The organism is Gordonia sp. SL306 (assembly GCF_026625785.1).
GTDB lineage: Bacteria > Actinomycetota > Actinomycetes > Mycobacteriales > Mycobacteriaceae > Gordonia.
Genome location: NZ_CP113063.1, coordinates 3,085,860 through 3,102,611, shown reverse-complemented (window position 1 = coordinate 3,102,611; position 16,752 = coordinate 3,085,860). Strand labels below are relative to the sequence as shown.

Genomic DNA, 16,752 nt, shown 5'->3' with positions numbered 1-16,752 from the left:
CGCGTTACGGTTGTGGAATCCCCAACAGCCCACCCGGGAATCACCGCGACTCCCAAACACACTGTGAGGCACCGGATCACGGTTTCATGTCGGTTTTGCCCCAATCCGGCAGGCTGGTGCCGATACCTACCCCTGACCTGGGACTTTCGCGAAATCCTCCGCGTGCGCGAGGTGGGTACGCCGCGATTGACGACGCCCCCGCGACTCCATAGCTTCGCTTTTGGGATCCCAAACGGGTCCGGGCCATCACCCAGGAAGGCGCCACGAAATGACCGCAGACCACCGGGCAGGCAGAGAACTGCAGATGGTGCCGGGCGACGGAACCGCCGGACGCCCTCTGCGCGAATCGATCCGAGACAAACTGCGGGAGCGGATCATCGACGGCACCTACGGCCCGGGCGACCGGATCGTCGAACGCGATGTCGCCGCCGACTTCGGTGTGTCCCGTCTCCCCGTACGCGAGGCGTTACGGATGCTCGACAGCGAGGGATTCGTCGAGATGCTCGCCACCCGCGGCGTGATCGTCAAGAAGCTCTCTCGACGTGATGTGCTGGAACTCTTCGATGTTCGGGAGGCACTGGAAGGACTGGCTTTTCGCCGCGCCGCGGAGCGACTCACCAAGAGGGACGCAACACATCTGGGTGCGCTGCGGAACAAGGCCCGCAAAGCCTTGGAGGCCGCCGACGGCCCGGCACTCCATGGATTCAACGAGGAGTTCCACGACGCCGTCAACCGATTGGCGCGTAACGACCTCCTGGCCTCGATTCTCGAACCCCTGGAAGGCCGGCTGCACTGGATCTTCCGGCAGAACGATCGTCCCGATCAGCTCTGGCGCGAGCACGAGGAACTGTTGGCCGCCATCGTCGATCGGGACGGGGACCGGGCGGCCGACCTGGCCGTCGCACACGTACGCGTGAACCGCAATCGCGTGCTCTCACACCTCTTCGGGGACCATCCCGAGGGCGCAGCCGCAGCAGGCTGATCATCCGGTGCGCAGCGTCGCGTATCGATCATCGATTCACCCGAATTCCGCATGTAGCGACATGCGGTCTCTGCCAAGGAATCATCATGACTCATGACGTAGGCCATCAGCACGATCTCGCCGCCGATCTCGGCGAGGAATACGAGCACGAACCGGTTCCCATCGAGGCCCGACGGAGCCTGTCGTCGATCGCCGCCGTGTGGTTCGGCTTCCCGATGAATCTCGGCAATGCCGTGTTCGGCGGGGTGATCGTCTACAACCTCGGCTTCGTCAACGGGATGATCGCGTTGCTGCTCGGCAATCTCGTCCTGTTCGGGTATGTCGGCGCGCTCAGCTACATCGCGGGCAAGACCGGACGCAGCTTCTCACTGCAGGCGCTCGCGACCTTCGGCACCACCGGTCGGCTGATCGCCACCGGGTTCCTCGCGACCGTGGTGATCGGCTGGTTCTCGTTCCAGATCGGTCTCACCGGCACCACGATGCATGATGCCCTCGGGTGGTCGCCGATGCTCGCGGCCGCCATCGGTGCGGTGATCTACACAGGTCTCACCACGATCGGGATCCGCGCACTGTCGTGGCTGGGCATGATCGCGACGCCCCTGTTCGTCATTCTCGGCGGCATCGCGCTCTACTACGGCGCAACGGGAAACAATCTGGCCGTCGGCGACGTCGTCGGCTACGAGGGCTCCGGTACCGCATTGACCTTCGGCGCAGCTGTCGGGATCGTCATCGCCGGATTCGCCGATTCCGGCACCATGACGGCCGACTTCACCCGGTGGTCGAAGTCCGGGAAGTCCGCGGTCGCAGCGACGTTCACCGCATTCCCGGTCTCGAACTTCGTCGCCTACGCACTCGGCGGCCTGGTCGTCGCCGTCGGCGGATCCACCGATCCCGCCACCAATGGCGGTGGCTTCCTCGGTCTGCTGACCGGTCACAGCGCGCTGCTCACCGCTGTCGCCGTGTTCTTCGTCTTCGCCAATCTCGGCAGCGTCGCCAGCCATTGCCTCTACAACGGCGCGGTCGGGTGGTCGGGCATCACGAAGCGCACGATGCGGCCGGTGGCCGTCGCTCTCGGCGTCCTCGGCGCCGCGATCGCACTCACCGGGGTGTGGTCGTACTTCCTCGACTGGCTGAACATCCTGGGCATCTTCGTGCCGCCCATCGGGGCGATCCTCATCGTCGATCAACTCGTGCTCAAGCGGTCCGTGGCGACCGCGACGCGTCTTCGTGCCAGTGCGTTCACCGCGTGGGTCATCGGGGCGGGCCTCGCGACGGTGTCGCACTACCTGGTTCCCGGATCGGTCGACGCACTCGTCGGCATCGTCGTCGCCGCTGTGGTGTTCTGGACCTACGAGAAGGCGCTCGGGCGGTCGACGACCGCCGAGTCCCACACCGCACCTGCGCCGGCAGCGCCGGCGGTGACCGCATGATCGAGCGGCGGTCGTGGCCGCCGGTGGCGGAGCTGGCGGAGTCGGTCGGCCGTGGTGAGACCACCGCGACGTCACTCGTCACCACGGCGATCGACCGGTGGGCGGAACTCGACGACGAACTCCACGCGTTCTGCACCCCCACCCCGGATCTCGCACTGGTCGGCGCGGCGCGCATCGACGCCATGGTCGCCGACGGTCGGCCGGTCGGGCGGCTCGCCGGTGTGCCGTACGCCGTGAAGGATCTGATCTGCACCAAGGGGACCCGGACGACATCGGGCTCGGTGCGCTATCGGGACTTCGTCCCGTCCGAGGACGACATCGTCGTCGAGCGGTGCACGGACGCCGGTGCCGTCAGTCTGGGAAAGACGAACGCGAGCGAGTTCGGTTACAGCGCAACGGGTACCAACCCGTTGTTCCCGACCACCCGGAATCCGTGGGACACCCGACTGACGCCGGGAGGATCGAGTGCGGGCTCCGCGGCGGCGGTGGCGGCCGGAATGGTGCCGTTCGCCCTTGGCAGCGACGGCGGCGGATCGATACGGATTCCGGCCGCATTCACGTCGCTGGTCGGATTCAAGCCCTCGATGGGCCGGGTCCCGGTGTACCCGGGCTGCCGGGACCCCGGTCATCCCGGTGTGTCCGGGTGGGAGAGCATCGAACACATCGGTCCGATCTGCCGGACGGTCGACGACGTGTGCACCGTGATGAGTGTGCTGGCCGGACCCGATCCGCGTGACCGCCACACGATCCCGGCCGGCGACGTCTCCTGGGACACCATCGTCGCCGACATGCATGGTGATCCGACGGTCGTCGGCGGCCTGCGGGTGGCCTACAGCGAGAACCTCGGCTACCTGGCCGTCGACCCCGCAGTCCGGGCGGTCGTCGGGGATGCGGTCGCCCGGTTGTCGGAGGCGTTGTCATGGAACACGACCCGCGTCGATCCGGGGTGGGACGAGCCGGGTGACGAGTTCACCGCACTCATCATGTCCGAGACCGATCTGGTGGGCATGCGCCGCATCGTCGACGACATCGGCGACCAGATGTCCGCGCACCTGGTCGCCATGCTGCGCAGAGAATGGTCGGCCGAGGACTTCACCACGGCGACCATGTGGCGCAAGTCGATCGTCAATCGTATGGCCGCGCTGATGGGCGAGCACGACATCCTCATCACCCCGACCGCGTGCGTGCCGCCGTTCGAGGTCGGCATCCAGGGCCCGTCCGTCATCGACGGACGCGACGTGGCCGACACCGCGTGGCAGGGATTCACCTTCGTGGCGAACCTGACCGGTCAACCGGCCATCAGCGTTCCGGTCGGTTTCACCCCGGACGGTCTGCCGATCGGGATGCAGATCATCGGACGGCACCTCGACGACGCGACCGTACTGCGGGTCGCCGCCGCCTGCGAACAGGTGGGGGTCCACCCGATGAGAGCTCCGGCCGGGCGGATTCAGGTCGCCTGACGGGTTCCGAGCAAGGCCGCCCCCGACCCGGCGAGCGCGCCGACGGCCACCGGACGACCCGATACCGCGAGCAGCAGGTCGATGGCGGTACCGCTCACGGTCGGGCCGGAGCCGTACTCCAGGTCCGTATCCGTCGCCACGAGCCGGAGGTCATCGGCCCGCTCCCGTCCCCCGCCCAGGGCAGCCGAGGTCTTCGCCTGGTACCGCAGTGCGTGGGCCACCGCCGACGGCGGATAGTGCCGATCGATCCCGAGTGGTCGTCGGATGTCCTCGCCGTGGACGAACGCCTCCACCAGCCGCGTCGCCGACGACGCCGGCGGTGTGGAGGTCCGGGAGATCACCGCGCGCATCGCGTCGACCGTCGCGGCGGGATCGGCACGCTTGTTCTTCCGGATACCCGTCTCGTTGTCCCGGTCGAAGTCGAATCGCGCGACGGCCATCCGCCGCACGAAGCCGAGCCGGGTGGTCGTCGCGGAGTCGATCAGGTGGGCTAGGACATCGTGGACGTCCCAGCCCGGGCACAGCGACGGGGTGGTCCAGGCCTCGGGTGGTAGGTCGTCGAGATCGTCCACGAGCCGGGCCCGCTCGGCGTGCACGATCGGCCATACGTCCGGTGTGTGGCTCATCGATTGTTCCCCCTCGTCGGCACGTGAACACGGTCACCAGGGGCAGACCTCGACCGGCGCCGAATCTCATCGCCGCGCTAGGTTGGCGGGACGAGAGCTTGGCGTGACCGCAGCAGAGCCGGAGGACATCGATGAGCACTGAGCGCGCAACCGACGACATGACCCACACCGACGACCCCTACCTGTGGCTGGAGGAGGTCAGCGGAGATCGGGCGCTGGACTGGGTGCGCGCCCACAATCAACCCACCGTCGACGATCTGACGTCGGACGAGCGGTTCTCGGTGCTCGAGTCCGAGGCCCTGGAGATCCTCGACACCGACGAGCGGATCCCGTATGTGCGGCGTCGCGGCAGCCACCTGTACAACTTCTGGCGCGACGCGGCGAACCCGAAGGGACTCTGGCGGCGGACCACGCTGGAGTCGTATCGAACCGATTCCCCCGAGTGGGATGTTCTGATCGACGTCGATGCGCTGGCGTCGGCCGAGGACGAGAACTGGGTGTGGGCGGGCGCCACGGTGCTCCGGCCCGAGTACCGGCACGCGCTGGTGTCGTTGTCGCGGGGTGGCGCGGACGCGAGCGTGGTGCGCGAGTTCGACCTCGAGACACGCGAGTGGGTGGTCGACGGTTTCGTCCTCCCGGAGAACAAGTCCAGCATCGGCTGGATCGACCGTGACACCGTGTATGTCGGAACGGATTTCGGCGAGCAGCCGGATGGTCGAGGATCGCTCACCACGTCGGGCTACCCGCGGGTGGTCAAACGGTGGGAACGGGGTACCGCCCTCGACGACGCGGTGACCGTGTTCGCGGGTGAGCTCGACGATGTCTCGGTCGGGGTCACCTTCGACAGCACGCCCGGGTACGAGCGGCATTTCGCCAGCCGTGCCACCGACTTCTTCAATGCGCTGCGGTACGAGATCCGTGGCGACGAACAGATTCTCGTCGATGTCCCGACCGACGCGCACTCCGGGGTGCGACACGACTGGCTGTTCGTGATGCCGCGGTCGGACTGGGCGGTCGGCGGTGCCACCCACGCGGCCGGGACGCTGCTGGTGTTCGACTACGACGACTATCTCGCCGGCGGCCGGGACGCGACGGTGCTGTTCGCCCCGGACTCCCACACCAGTCTCAGCGACTACACCTTCACGCGCTCGCACCTCGTCCTGGTGACGCTGCACGACGTCCACACCGAGGTCTCGGTGCGCGAACTGGGCACCTGGGCGCCCGTCGAGATGTCGGGCCTGCCCTCACTGGCCACGATCTCCGTACTCGACACCGACGCCGACGAGAGCGACGAGATCTTCTGGTCGGCAAGCTCGTTCACCACTCCGCCCAGCCTCCTCTACGGAGAGTCCGGGGCGGGTCCCGAGGTGATCAAACAGTCGCCGTCGTTCTTCGATGCCGACGATGTGGTCGCCGAGCAGCACTTCGCTACCTCCGACGACGGCACCCGGGTCCCCTACTTCGTCGTGCGACGCAGCGGTGTCACCGCGGGCCCCACGCTGCTCTACGGATACGGAGGCTTCGAGAATTCGCTGACACCCGGATATCTGGCCGTCAGCGGACGGAGCTGGATCGCCCGGGGCGGCATCTATGTCATCGCGAACATCCGCGGCGGGGGCGAATACGGGCCGTCGTGGCACACGCAGGCCCAGAAGGCCGGGCGTCACCTCGTCTACGAGGACTTCGCCGCTGTCGCAAGGGCATTGGTCACCGAGGGACTCACCACACCCGGCCAGTTGGGCGCCCAGGGCGGATCCAACGGCGGCCTCCTGATGGGCGTGATGTTGACACGGTACCCGGAACTGTTCGGCGCCTTGGTCTGTCAGGTTCCGCTGATCGACATGCGCCGTTATCACCTGCTCCTGGCAGGTGCGTCGTGGATGGCGGAGTACGGCGATCCGGATGACCCGGACCAGTGGTCGTTCATGCAACCGTTCTCGCCGTATCAGAACCTCCGGTCGGGCGCCGACTATCCGCAGATCCTGGTGACCACCTCCACCCGCGACGACCGTGTCCATCCCGGCCATGCACGCAAACTCGTTGCGCGCCTGGAGGAACTCGGCCACGATGTGGCCTACTACGAGAACATCGAGGGTGGCCATGGCGGCGCGGCCGACAACAAGCAGGCCGCGTTCAAGTCCGCGCTGGCCTACGAATTCCTGTGGAGGACACTGGCCGGGGAGTGACCGAACCGGCGCAGTGTGTCCACAGGATTCCACGGTGGCGCGTGGCGCGCCTGCGCCAGTGGGTACCAGGCCAGCCCGATCAGCAGCGACGAGAAATGCCCGATCCCGGTGAACGTCACGTCGATCACCACGGGCAGGCCGTACACCGCGAGGATTCCGGCCAGGTAGACCCAGCGCCACGGGTAGGCGATCCGGTGGGTGAGCACTCCGACCACGGCGGCCAGGAAGTAGCTCACACCGACGTCGGTCACGTCGACCAGTGACGAGCTGGCCATCCCGTTTCTGATCGCCAGACCGAGGATGCCCTCGCTGACGTAGGTGGCGATCACGTGGGCACTGAGACCGACCACCAGCCAGCGCAGCGATCCCAGCCACCGCTCGGCAGGCACGTGGAAGACACCGAACAAGATCAGGTACGGGAGCCAGAACGACCCGTCGATCCAGAACAGGCTGGTGACCAGGACCTGGACCGGATCGCTCGACAGATGGTGCAGGTTGGTCGACCGTTCGCCGAGGAGCCGGTTCAGTTCGTCCGGGGTCATCGAGTGCTGGATGATCGTGGTGATCAGCAGCACCACCAACCACGCAAACGTGAGTGGCGCACCGCGAACGATGCGCCACAGTCGTACACAGATCACACGTGAGCGGGACACCTCGTCGATTATCGTCGCGGCGTCGCGCTCAGGTGCAGTTTGTGCCGACGTCCGCGGCGACGCCGCCCACCCAGTCCGCGACGATCGCCGCTACGCGTGCATCCCGCGCCCACCGATTGTGACCGAGCGGCGCCGCGACATGATGCGTGTCGACGACGCACTCGGCCAGCTTGGCGGTCAGGGCGCGCATCACCCGTGGCGGGGCGTCGGTGTCCGCGCCGACCGTGATGGCGCAGACCGGGAGCCGCAGCTGCCGCATCGCGGCCTCGTAGTCGACATCGGCGTCACGTGGCGCGAACGTCCCGTTCCTGTTGAGGTACGTCCAGTCGCGGATCAGGACCCGTGATTGCCGCCCGTACCCCTCGATGACCGAGCCGGGCCAGTATCCGAGCGTCTTCGACACCCGGTGCATCGCGGGCGGCCCGACCGTCGCCAGCACGCCCTGACCGCCGCGATATAGCTTCCAGTACGGCACACCCGACGCAACGAGGATCAGGCCGGCGATCTCCGAATCACCCCGGATGGCATTGCGAGCAGCGAACATCGACGCGATGTGCCCGCCCATCGAGTGGCCGGCGACGAACAGCGGGGCCGTCGGAGCATACTTGCGCGCGACGGCAACGGCGGCCGGGATGTCCTCGGCGGTCAGCGCCTGCTGACCGAAACGACTCACCCGCGACGGCCGCGGTCTGGAGCGGCCCTGCCCGCGCAACTCGCCGACCACGACGTTCACCCCCGCGTGCCCACACCGGTCCGCGAACAGGTCGAAATATGCCGCGGGCACACCGAGTCCGGGCCACAGCACGATGGTCGGACGATCGGGCGCGGTGACGAATACCCGCAGGGGCGTCACGGTGCCGTCCGGGAGCCGGATCTCCTCGACGACGGGTTCGGCCCGCGGCCCGGGGTCCGTCATCTGCGCGCGGGCGACCGGCCGAAGGCGAGGCGTGCGACGAATCCGACCACCACCACACCGGCGCCGACCGCCCCGACGATCAGGGCCAGATGATGCAGGTCGGCGACCGTACCGTCGATGATCACCCCGGCCACCTCGCGGCCGGCGTCCTCGGTGCCGTCGACCTCCTGTTTGGCACGTTCGGCGAAGAAGATACCGACGGCCCATGCGAATGCCGCGGAAGCGATCAATCCGACACCGAGCCACGCGAGTACGGTTCCGCGACGCCGCGCGATGAGCAAGGCCAGCACGCTCGCCGCCACCGCGACCACGAGGGACCAATAGGCCATCTCGGTGATCTGCTGGCCGACGTCGTGATAGCGCCCGGCCTCCAGGCCCGACCCGTCACGGTCGAGGGGCACGAGGATCGGACCCGTCACACGGGCACCGATGTTCGTCTGCGCGATCACGCGGTTCACCATGTCCGTGATGTCGAGCTGCATGACAGTGGCGTCGCCGGTCGCCGGCGGCGGATCGAACAGCCAGGCGTGCTGCTGGGACAGGACGTCCACGAAGTCGGCCTCGAACGCGTCACTGTGCGTGTACGCACGCGCCGCCGGTTCCACCACGGCCGACGCCGCGGGGATGTTCACCTGCTCGGTGACCGACGACGAGATCTGGCTCGCCAGATAGTCCTGGACCTTCGCGTCCTGGGCCATCGGTGTCACCGTGGTGACGAAGCCCTCGGGGTCGACCAGACGTTCCTTCACCCAGAGCGATGGGAAGGCCAACACGATCGCCGCCATCGCCACCAGTGTCAGGAGCCCGCTGAGGAATGTGCGCACAGCCACGAGGCTACCGAGGCCCTCGATGCCGCGGCGGGGTGGCTACTCCCCGACCAGATCGCGCGCGCGTCCGACGATCAGCGGGTCGGGTTCACCGACGAAATCGGCATTCTTGCCCTTGTAGTCGAAGAGATTCAGGACGTGGCGCATCGCGTTGATACGGGCGCGCTTCTTGTCGTTGCTCTTCACCACGGTCCACGGCGCGTACTCGGTGTCGGTGGCCGCGAACATGGCTTCCTTGGCCTCGGTGTAGGCATCCCACTTGTCCAGCGACGCGAGATCCATCGGCGACAGCTTCCACTGCCGGACGGGGTCGATCTGGCGGATCGCGAACCGCGTGCGCTGTTCCAGTGGGGTCACCGAGAACCAGAACTTCACCAGGTTGATGCCGTCGTCGACGAGCATCTTCTCGAAGGCAGGCACCTGCTCGACGAACTGGCCGTACTGCTCGGACGTGCAAAAGCCCATGACCCTCTCCACGCCCGCACGGTTGTACCAGGAGCGGTCGAAGAAGACCATCTCCCCGCCGGCAGGCAAGTGCTGGACATAGCGCTGGAAGTACCACTCGGTCGATTCGCGCTCGCTGGGCTTCTCCAGGGCGATCGTCCGCGCACCGCGCGGATTGAGATGTTCGTTGAAACGCTTGATGGTGCCGCCTTTCCCGGCGGCATCGCGTCCCTCGAATACCAGCAGGTGACGTTGGCCGGTCTGCTTGGACCACTTCTGCAACTTCAGCAGCTCGATCTGGAGGTGACGTTTGGTCACCTCGTATTCGCGCCGACTCATCCGCTCGTCGTAGGGATAGTCCTGTCGCCATGTGTCGACCACATTGCGTTCGGGCAGAGTCAGCAGTACCGGGTCGTCGTCATCGTCGTCGTTGACGGCAAATGCGGTCGTGTTGTGCAGGTCGACGAGTTGCTGGAGGGCCTCCCGGCCGTTGAGCACGCTGAAATCAGGGCCGATCTCGATGGAGGTCCCCACGGCAGGATCGTGTAGCTCGGTCACCGTTCAACGATATGCGCATCGACGAAACAGCGCGTTGCCAAAAGGTGAACCGGCGCGTGATCCGGCTCAGTTACGGAAGTCGATCGATCCCGAGTGGAGGCACGCCTTGCCCGTGGTGCTGTCGTATGCGGTGGCGAATCCGCCCTGGCACACCGTGCCCGCGGCACCGGCGATGGCCTGTCCGCCCCATCCACCGATCGCGATGGTGGTGCCACCCTGGCGCGCCTGGGCGAGCGAGAACGCCTTCGGTCCGGTCGTCACCGAGTAGGAGTTGCCCCGGGTGGTGGCGCCCGCGAGTGCCGACGATCCGGGTTGCAGGTTGCGCGCGTTCGCGTTTCCGCCCTTGTCGGCGACCGCGATCGCGGTGCCCTGATTGCTGGTGTCCTCGGACTGGGCGCTGCTGCCCGGTCCGGCCTTCGCGCCGCACCCGCCATTGCCGATGATCCGCTGGATCTGATGTCCGTCGGAGGCGGCACATGTCGTCGCGGCGCCTGCGGTGGCACCGCCCGCCAGACCGATCATCCACGCCAACGAGGTACCACCGATCACCAGCGCCGCGGCTCGAGCACCGAACTTGTTGATACGCATAGAGATTGGCCTCCTCATTCGCCACGGATCGCAGAGTGCGACAGCACTGCAGCAAGCGTACCCAGTGACCGCCGAAACGTGGGGCCCGGGTTGGCAAAGCGACCCCGGCAGACGCCGGGGTCGCTTTGCGATGACGTCGGTCAGCCCGCCGCGCGGCGTTGGACCTCGGCCGTCAGTCCCTTGCGGGCCGTGTCGACCGCCATCTTCTGTGCTCGCTTGACGATCATGCCCGGCAGCTTGATCTTCAGCTCGACGTCGAGGGTGAACTCCACATGGGAACCGTCGCCGTCGGGGGTCACGACGTAGACGCCGTGCTGTTCGCTCAGCTGGTTCGCCTCGATCAGATCCCAGGTGCAGGAATTGTCGGTCCAGGTATAGGTCAGCGTCTGCTCGTCGGAGATACCCGCGGCGGTCACCACCACCCGAACCTTGTCGGGAGTGCCGTCCTCGTTCTCGCTGAGGATCTCCGCCTCTTTGTGGGGCCCCGACCAATCCGGGAGGGATTCCACGTCCATCAACACCTCCATCACGACGGAGGGCGGAGCGGCGACTTCGAATTCGATCTTCGCGGAGACAGCCATGGCAGAGAACCTACCGTGCGGCGCAAGTGCCGACTCGGTGAACCACCGGGATCAGGCCTCGCGGTCGACGAGGTTGAGCGGCCACGCCTCGTCCGGGATGTCGCGCAGCGTGCAGGCCTGATCGACGGCGGTGAACCAGCCGCGAAAGTGGAGGATCTCCCCGACGACCGGATTGCGGACGGTCGCGTCGCACCGGAATCGCTGCCGCTGGTCATCCCAGCCCTCGATGTACTTCAGCTGCGCGGAGAACAATCCCTTCATGCCGACCTTCGGCCCGCGCCCGAGCCACCGCATCGGTCCGCTCTCGAGCAGGAGTTCACCCGCCCTGGTCACCGACGGCTCGATCGGATACAAGAGTTCCGGTCCGTCGCCGAAATAGTCCACGAGCCCGCCACGACCGGACACCAGCAGGGAATTGAGATTGCGGGTCCCGGTCGTGTACTTGAAGGCGCGCAGGACGGCGAGACACTCGCGGCCGATCTCGTCGGCATAGCAATAGTGGCCCTGCGTGAACGGGACCATCCGGCTCGACTTGGCAGGCAACGCGTTCCGCTTGGCATAGTGCCACCAGAACGGGGGCGGCAGAGCAGAGGAGATGTAGACGGACTCGTAGATCCCGGTGGCCACCTGGGCGACACCCGACGTCGAATCGATGCTGTAGCGCCACGCCACGTTGGGGTGGAGACGGTCGAAATCCGAACCGAGGATCTGCCGGTACACCGGCGTCATGACGTCTACCCTCCCCATCTCACTCGGGCGCCGACGTGATGTATACCACGTGGACGCACGCGTGTCCTGGGAGTAGAACCTACGCGACACGACCAGGCAACTTGACGCCGGGGAGTGTGATCAGGCGGCCGCAGCCTCACACAGACCTGCCAATTCGCCGATCACCCGGTCGAGCGGTTCGACGGTTCGCTGGGTCTGGCACAGCCCGACGGCACCCTCGATCGCCGCGATGATCAGATGGGCCAACGAATCTGCCCGTTGCGCCTCCACACCCTCGTGGACCAGACGCGTGGAGATCAGCCGCGTCCAACGGCCGAAGATCTGCTCGGCCTCGTCGGCCACCTCCGGCTCGGACCGGCGGGCGAGGCCACCAGCCAGAACGGGACATCCGAACTCGAAATCGGTGGTCACCAGCATCCGGCGCCAGACGTCACCGATCTCGGCGACGGCCTCGGCGGGGGTTGCCGAGCTCTCGCTGCTGATCCGACCGGCCATGTAGTCGCCTGCGTGCCGCACGGCCTCGGTCATCAGCTGGGTCTTGCCGCCCGGGAAGTGGTGGTAGATGGACCCGCGGGGAGCCGAACTAGCGGCGATCACGTCGCCGATCGATGTCGCCGCCACCCCGTCACGGCCGATCAGATCGGCCGCATGGACGACCATGCGCTCGCGCGGACCGCGCTCGGCCGCACGCGGCCGCAACCCCTCCGGAGACCTCGTCTCCGCAGGATGCCCGTCTACCGAACTCATCACACTCCCTATGCAGATCTTCATAATCGGCGTGTTCTATGCCATCCTACATAGTCATGAGCCCTGACACCGAGATTCTGGACCCGTCCGCCATGACCGGGCTGCAACTGCTGCGGACCGCGATGAGCAACCCCGACCCCGACCGTCCGGGCATCTGGCGACTCCTCGGCATGAGCGCCAAGGAGATCGACGAAGGGCGGGTGTCGTTCACTGTCACCCCGCAGGCCGACTTCGCGAACCCGTTGGGCACCGTGCACGGCGGCATCTGCGCGACGCTGCTGGATTCGGTGATGGGCTGCGCCGTCCACACGACGCTGCCGGCCGGGGTCGGCTACACCACGCTGGAACTCAAGATCAACTACATCCGATCGGTGGCCGTCGACGCAGGCGAACTCACCGCGGTCGGCACGGTCATCCACGTCGGCGGACGCACGGCGACCGCCGAGGGCAAGGTGTTCGCCGACGACGGCAAGCTCGTCGCGCACGGGACCACGACATGCATCGTGTTCCGCTGACTCCCACCGCCGACGTGAAAGACGGTGATCCGGATACCCTGATCGGTCACCCGGCGTCGAGGAACCGATCGCGCAACTCGTCCTGTGCTGCGGCATCGATGCCGAGTCCCTCGGCGAAGTAGTCCTCGATGGTCCCGAATCGTTGATCGAGTTCGGCGAACGCCGCGTCGAGATAAGCCTCCTGCACCCCGAGCAGCGGTCGGAGGAGGTCGGGATTCCCACCGGCCGCCTCAAAACCGTCGAAGACCGGCGCAATGGCCGGGAGGAACAGATCGTTGGTGAGCAGGTAGTCGCCGTAGACGCCGTCCCGGTCGACGCCCATCAGCGTGAGGAAAGCGGCTGCGGCCCAGCCGGTCCGGTCCTTGCCGGCGGTGCAGTGGAACAGTGCGGGCGAGCCGTCGAGCAGACCGCGGAAGAACGCCTGATACGAGTTCAGCGCGCTCGGTAGGTTCACGAGTTCGCGGTAGGCCTCGATCATCCGCTCGATCCCGCTGCCGTCGGCGAGCTTGTCGTTGGCCGCCGCGACGGTCACCGGGTCGGCGAGCACCTTGTCGAGGTTGGCCGGCGCACTCACCGACATCGCGTCGGCGAGCACGTCGAGGTGGACACCTCGCACACCGTCGATCACCGGATCCGGTTGGGCTTCCGCCTCGGCCTCCGAGCGGAGGTCGTAGACGGTGCGGATACCGAGCCCCGCCAGATACGCACGGTCGGCGTCGGACGCTTTGTCGAGCGCCGCCGAGCGGAACAGTCGCCCCGTGACGACGCGACGACCATCGGTCGCCTCCCATCCCCCGACATCCCGGAGGTTGGCGACAGTGGTGAGTTGGAGGTGCTCGACGGTCGGATCTGTCATGGCTCCATCGTGGCAGACCGGCGGATGGCCGGTGAGCGCACACTCGGCGAGAAACTGTGCCCGATCGGCGAGAAACTGCGCACGATCGGCGAGAAAGCCGAAGGCCGGCCACCCACGTGGGGTGACCGGCCTTCGGTCGTGAAGCTGAGCTGTGCGCTCGGGTTCTGATCAGATCAGAAGCCCATGCCGCCCATCTCGTCGCCACCCGGCATTGCCGGGGCCGGATTCTTCTCCGGCTTGTCGGCGACGACGGCCTCGGTGGTGAGGAACAGAGCCGCGATCGACGCAGCGTTCTGCAGCGCCGAGCGGGTGACCTTCACCGGGTCGTTGATGCCACGGGCCAGCAGGTCCTCGTACTCGCCGGTCGCGGCGTTGAGGCCGGTGCCCAGCGGGGAGTTGCGAACCTTGTCGGCCACGACGCCCGGCTCGAGCCCGGCGTTGATGGCGATCTGCTTGGCCGGAGCCTCGAGCGCGACGCGCACGATGTTGGCGCCGGTGGCCTCGTCACCGGTCAGCGACAGACCGGAGATCGCAGCCTCGGACTGCAGCAGGGCCACGCCACCACCGGCGACGATGCCCTCTTCGACGGCAGCCTTCGCATTGCGGACAGCGTCCTCGATGCGGTGCTTGCGCTCCTTGAGCTCGACCTCGGTGGCCGCGCCGGCCTTGATGACCGCAACACCGCCGGCCAGCTTGGCCAGACGCTCCTGCAGCTTCTCACGGTCGTAGTCGGAGTCGCTGTTCTCGATCTCGCTGCGGATCTGCGCCACGCGACCGGCGATCGCGTCGGCATCGCCTGCGCCGTCGACGATGGTGGTCTCGTCCTTGGTCACGACGACCTTGCGGGCGGTACCGAGCAGCTCGACGCCTGCACCCTCGAGCGAGAGGCCGACCTCTTCGCTGATGACCTCGCCACCGGTGAGGATGGCGATGTCGGCCAGCATGGCCTTGCGACGGTCACCGAAGCCCGGAGCCTTGACGGCGACGGACTTGAAGGTGCCGCGGATCTTGTTGACGACCAGGGTCGAGAGGGCTTCGCCCTCGACGTCCTCGGCGATGATCAGCAGCGGCTTGCCGGCCTGGATGACCTTCTCCAGCAGCGGCAGCAGGTCCTTGACGGTCGACACCTTGCCCGAGACGAGCAGGATGTACGGATCCTCGAGGACGGCTTCCTGACGATCGGCGTCGGTCACGAAGTAGCCCGAGACGTAGCCCTTGTCGAAGCGCATGCCCTCGGTGAGCTCCAGCTGCAGCCCGAAGGTCTGAGCCTCCTCGACGGTGATGACGCCTTCCTTGCCGACCTTGTCCATCGCCTCGGCGATGAGCTCGCCGATCGAGGAGTCGCCCGCCGAGATACCTGCGGTGGCAGCGATCTGCTCCTTGGTCTCGACCTCCTTGGCGCTCTTCAGGAGGGACTCGGTGACGGCCTCGACGGCCTTCTCGATGCCGCGCTTCAGACCCAGCGGGTTGGCGCCGGCAGCGACGTTGCGCAGACCCTCACGAACGAGAGCCTGTGCCAGGACGGTGGCGGTGGTGGTGCCGTCGCCTGCGACGTCGTCGGTCTTCTTGGCGACCTCCTTGACGAGCTCGGCACCGATCTTCTCGTACGGGTCCTCCAGCTCGATCTCCTTGGCGATGGACACACCATCGTTGGTGATCGTGGGGGCGCCCCACTTCTTCTCCAGGACGACGTTGCGACCCTTGGGTCCCAACGTCACCTTCACTGCGTCGGCGAGGCTGTTCAGGCCCCGCTCGAGGCCGCGACGGGCCTCTTCGTCGAACGCGATTTGCTTGGCCATGGGTAAGTGATCCTCCGATAGGGGGTGACACCAGGTATCTATGGCCGGAACTCGGTGCCCGCGACGGACGACCGGTGTGTCATTCGGTACCGGTCTCACCGTCCCGACCTGGCACTCACAGCTTGCGAGTGCCAAACTCGTTTTTAGCACTCGACCGGGGCGAGTGCAAGGTGGTGGTCACTTCCGCAGCAGCCGCACCAGCACCCCGGACGCATGGGCCTTGGCGGCGCGTTCGGCCTCGTCGGCGTCACCGGCCTCCAGCGCGGCGACGATCCGCCGGTGTTCGGCGACGGCCAGCCGCCGGTTCACGTCGTGCGACCACATATCCGAGCGGTACAGGTGGGTCTGGGTGTCCAGTCGGAGCAGCGCGTCGCACAGCGGCTTGTTCGCCGACACCGCGCGGACCTCGGTGTGGAAGTCGAGGTCGAGGTCGGCATCACGCCGGTGGTCGGGAGCAGCGTCGAGCAGCGTCTCCTGTTCCCGGACGCGGACCCACAGGTCCTCGAGCTCGGCCAGGGTGACCAGGGCGGTCGCCTGCCGCGCGGCGAGGCCGTCGAGCACCTCCCGGACCTCGAACACGTGCCGCAACATGTCCTCGTCGAAATCCGCGACCTTGGCGCCCGCCCGCGGGGTGTAGACGGCCAGACCGTCGACGACGAGCTGCTGCACCGCCTCGCGGACGGGACTGCGCGAGACCTCGAGTCGGGAGGCCAGCCCTGGCACCGAGAGCGACGTGCCCGGGCTCAGCTTCCCGGAGAAGATCTCGTCGCGCAGCTGCCGCAGGACGGCCTGCGTCAGCAGGGCGCCGTCGGTCGTGGGGATGCTCATCGTTGCTCAAGCCTAAGTTCTCTCCCG

The 16,752-nt window shown here is 67.0% G+C and carries 18 protein-coding genes; 6 read left to right on the top strand and 12 right to left on the bottom strand.

From position 1 onward, the window contains the following. Positions 1-268: 268 nt before the first annotated feature. From OVA31_RS14130 to OVA31_RS14120, 3 genes are all read left to right on the top strand, one after another. Positions 269-982 (top strand): GntR family transcriptional regulator, encoded by a 714-nt coding sequence (locus OVA31_RS14130; protein ID WP_267627266.1) that lies wholly within the window; start codon positions 269-271, stop codon positions 980-982. Between the two features lie 86 nt (positions 983-1,068). Continuing rightward, positions 1,069-2,412: a cytosine permease gene (locus tag OVA31_RS14125; RefSeq protein ID WP_267627265.1), complete on the top strand. Its 1,344-nt coding sequence runs from the start codon at positions 1,069-1,071 to the stop codon at positions 2,410-2,412. After that, entirely contained in the window at positions 2,409-3,872 is a 1,464-nt protein-coding gene (locus OVA31_RS14120; protein ID WP_267627264.1) for an amidase, read from the top strand. Before OVA31_RS14125 ends, OVA31_RS14120 begins: the two co-directional genes overlap by 4 nt. Here the strand turns inward: OVA31_RS14120 and OVA31_RS14115 are convergent. Beyond that, positions 3,860-4,498, bottom strand: a complete 639-nt coding sequence (locus tag OVA31_RS14115; protein WP_267627263.1) for a maleylpyruvate isomerase family mycothiol-dependent enzyme — start codon at positions 4,496-4,498, stop codon at positions 3,860-3,862. The two genes, OVA31_RS14120 and OVA31_RS14115, sit on opposite strands and share 13 nt — an antisense overlap. Positions 4,499-4,629: 131 nt before the next feature. Between OVA31_RS14115 and OVA31_RS14110 the strand changes: the two genes are divergently transcribed. Further along, positions 4,630-6,684, top strand: coding sequence for a prolyl oligopeptidase family serine peptidase (locus tag OVA31_RS14110; protein ID WP_267627262.1), 2,055 nt, complete (start codon positions 4,630-4,632; stop codon positions 6,682-6,684). On the opposite strand, the gene OVA31_RS14105 is transcribed toward OVA31_RS14110, so the two are convergent. The 8 genes from OVA31_RS14105 to OVA31_RS14070 form a co-directional block, all read right to left on the bottom strand. After that, on the bottom strand, positions 6,648-7,337 hold the full coding sequence (locus OVA31_RS14105) for a rhomboid-like protein (protein ID WP_267627261.1): 690 nt from the start codon (positions 7,335-7,337) through the stop codon (positions 6,648-6,650). The genes OVA31_RS14110 and OVA31_RS14105 overlap by 37 nt on opposite strands. A 28-nt stretch (positions 7,338-7,365) precedes the next feature. Further along, positions 7,366-8,253, bottom strand: a complete 888-nt coding sequence (locus tag OVA31_RS14100; RefSeq protein ID WP_267627260.1) for an alpha/beta fold hydrolase — start codon at positions 8,251-8,253, stop codon at positions 7,366-7,368. Beyond that, positions 8,250-9,077: a hypothetical protein gene (locus OVA31_RS14095; RefSeq protein ID WP_267627259.1), complete on the bottom strand. Its 828-nt coding sequence runs from the start codon at positions 9,075-9,077 to the stop codon at positions 8,250-8,252. The genes OVA31_RS14100 and OVA31_RS14095 overlap by 4 nt, the downstream gene beginning before the upstream one ends. 42 nt (positions 9,078-9,119) lie before the next feature. Continuing rightward, positions 9,120-10,082: a polyphosphate kinase 2 gene (gene ppk2, locus OVA31_RS14090; RefSeq protein ID WP_267627258.1), complete on the bottom strand. Its 963-nt coding sequence runs from the start codon at positions 10,080-10,082 to the stop codon at positions 9,120-9,122. Between the two features lie 66 nt (positions 10,083-10,148). Beyond that, positions 10,149-10,670, bottom strand: a complete 522-nt coding sequence (locus OVA31_RS14085) for a DUF6764 family protein (protein WP_267627257.1) — start codon at positions 10,668-10,670, stop codon at positions 10,149-10,151. Between the two features lie 140 nt (positions 10,671-10,810). Next, positions 10,811-11,251, bottom strand: a complete 441-nt coding sequence (locus OVA31_RS14080; RefSeq protein WP_164307681.1) for an SRPBCC family protein — start codon at positions 11,249-11,251, stop codon at positions 10,811-10,813. Between the two features lie 51 nt (positions 11,252-11,302). Next, the gene (locus OVA31_RS14075; RefSeq protein WP_267627256.1) at positions 11,303-11,980 is read right to left on the bottom strand and encodes a DUF4166 domain-containing protein; all 678 of its coding nucleotides are present in this window, start codon (positions 11,978-11,980) and stop codon (positions 11,303-11,305) included. Between the two features lie 120 nt (positions 11,981-12,100). Further along, positions 12,101-12,727: a TetR/AcrR family transcriptional regulator gene (locus OVA31_RS14070; RefSeq protein ID WP_420714039.1), complete on the bottom strand. Its 627-nt coding sequence runs from the start codon at positions 12,725-12,727 to the stop codon at positions 12,101-12,103. Positions 12,728-12,765: 38 nt separating this feature from the next. Here OVA31_RS14070 and OVA31_RS14065 point away from each other — a divergent pair, with 38 nt between their 5' ends. Continuing rightward, the gene (locus OVA31_RS14065) at positions 12,766-13,242 is read left to right on the top strand and encodes a PaaI family thioesterase (protein WP_267627255.1); all 477 of its coding nucleotides are present in this window, start codon (positions 12,766-12,768) and stop codon (positions 13,240-13,242) included. A gap of 46 nt (positions 13,243-13,288) precedes the next feature. Here OVA31_RS14065 and OVA31_RS14060 read toward each other — a convergent pair whose 3' ends face one another. Continuing rightward, on the bottom strand, positions 13,289-14,098 hold the full coding sequence (locus tag OVA31_RS14060; protein WP_267627254.1) for a tyrosine-protein phosphatase: 810 nt from the start codon (positions 14,096-14,098) through the stop codon (positions 13,289-13,291). A 9-nt stretch (positions 14,099-14,107) separates the two neighbouring features. Here OVA31_RS14060 and OVA31_RS14055 point away from each other — a divergent pair, with 9 nt between their 5' ends. Beyond that, entirely contained in the window at positions 14,108-14,266 is a 159-nt protein-coding gene (locus OVA31_RS14055; RefSeq protein WP_267627253.1) for a hypothetical protein, read from the top strand. 5 nt (positions 14,267-14,271) lie between these two features. On the opposite strand, the gene groL is transcribed toward OVA31_RS14055, so the two are convergent. Then, complete coding sequence (groL, locus tag OVA31_RS14050) at positions 14,272-15,897, bottom strand: chaperonin GroEL (RefSeq protein WP_164307695.1); 1,626 nt, start codon at positions 15,895-15,897, stop codon at positions 14,272-14,274. Between the two features lie 177 nt (positions 15,898-16,074). Then, positions 16,075-16,725 carry a GntR family transcriptional regulator gene (locus tag OVA31_RS14045; RefSeq protein ID WP_267627252.1) on the bottom strand — a complete coding sequence of 217 codons (651 nt, stop codon included), beginning with the start codon at positions 16,723-16,725 and terminating at the stop codon, positions 16,075-16,077. Positions 16,726-16,752 lie beyond the last annotated feature (27 nt).

Bases quoted from the DNA above. Each gene is read 5' to 3' on its own strand.
- OVA31_RS14130 (WP_267627266.1), top strand. From the start codon at position 269: ATGACCGCAGACCACCGGGCAGGCAGAGAACTGCAGATGGTGCCGGGC.
- OVA31_RS14125 (WP_267627265.1), top strand. From the start codon at position 1,069: ATGACTCATGACGTAGGCCATCAGCACGATCTCGCCGCCGATCTCGGC.
- OVA31_RS14120 (WP_267627264.1), top strand. From the start codon at position 2,409: ATGATCGAGCGGCGGTCGTGGCCGCCGGTGGCGGAGCTGGCGGAGTCG.
- OVA31_RS14115 (WP_267627263.1), bottom strand. From the start codon at position 4,498: ATGAGCCACACACCGGACGTATGGCCGATCGTGCACGCCGAGCGGGCC.
- OVA31_RS14110 (WP_267627262.1), top strand. From the start codon at position 4,630: ATGAGCACTGAGCGCGCAACCGACGACATGACCCACACCGACGACCCC.
- OVA31_RS14100 (WP_267627260.1), bottom strand. From the start codon at position 8,253: ATGACGGACCCCGGGCCGCGGGCCGAACCCGTCGTCGAGGAGATCCGG.
- OVA31_RS14085 (WP_267627257.1), bottom strand. From the start codon at position 10,670: ATGCGTATCAACAAGTTCGGTGCTCGAGCCGCGGCGCTGGTGATCGGT.
- OVA31_RS14080 (WP_164307681.1), bottom strand. From the start codon at position 11,251: ATGGCTGTCTCCGCGAAGATCGAATTCGAAGTCGCCGCTCCGCCCTCC.
- OVA31_RS14075 (WP_267627256.1), bottom strand. From the start codon at position 11,980: ATGACGCCGGTGTACCGGCAGATCCTCGGTTCGGATTTCGACCGTCTC.
- OVA31_RS14070 (WP_420714039.1), bottom strand. From the start codon at position 12,727: ATGAGTTCGGTAGACGGGCATCCTGCGGAGACGAGGTCTCCGGAGGGG.
- OVA31_RS14065 (WP_267627255.1), top strand. From the start codon at position 12,766: ATGCCATCCTACATAGTCATGAGCCCTGACACCGAGATTCTGGACCCG.
- OVA31_RS14060 (WP_267627254.1), bottom strand. From the start codon at position 14,098: ATGACAGATCCGACCGTCGAGCACCTCCAACTCACCACTGTCGCCAAC.
- groL (WP_164307695.1), bottom strand. From the start codon at position 15,897: ATGGCCAAGCAAATCGCGTTCGACGAAGAGGCCCGTCGCGGCCTCGAG.
- OVA31_RS14045 (WP_267627252.1), bottom strand. From the start codon at position 16,725: ATGAGCATCCCCACGACCGACGGCGCCCTGCTGACGCAGGCCGTCCTG.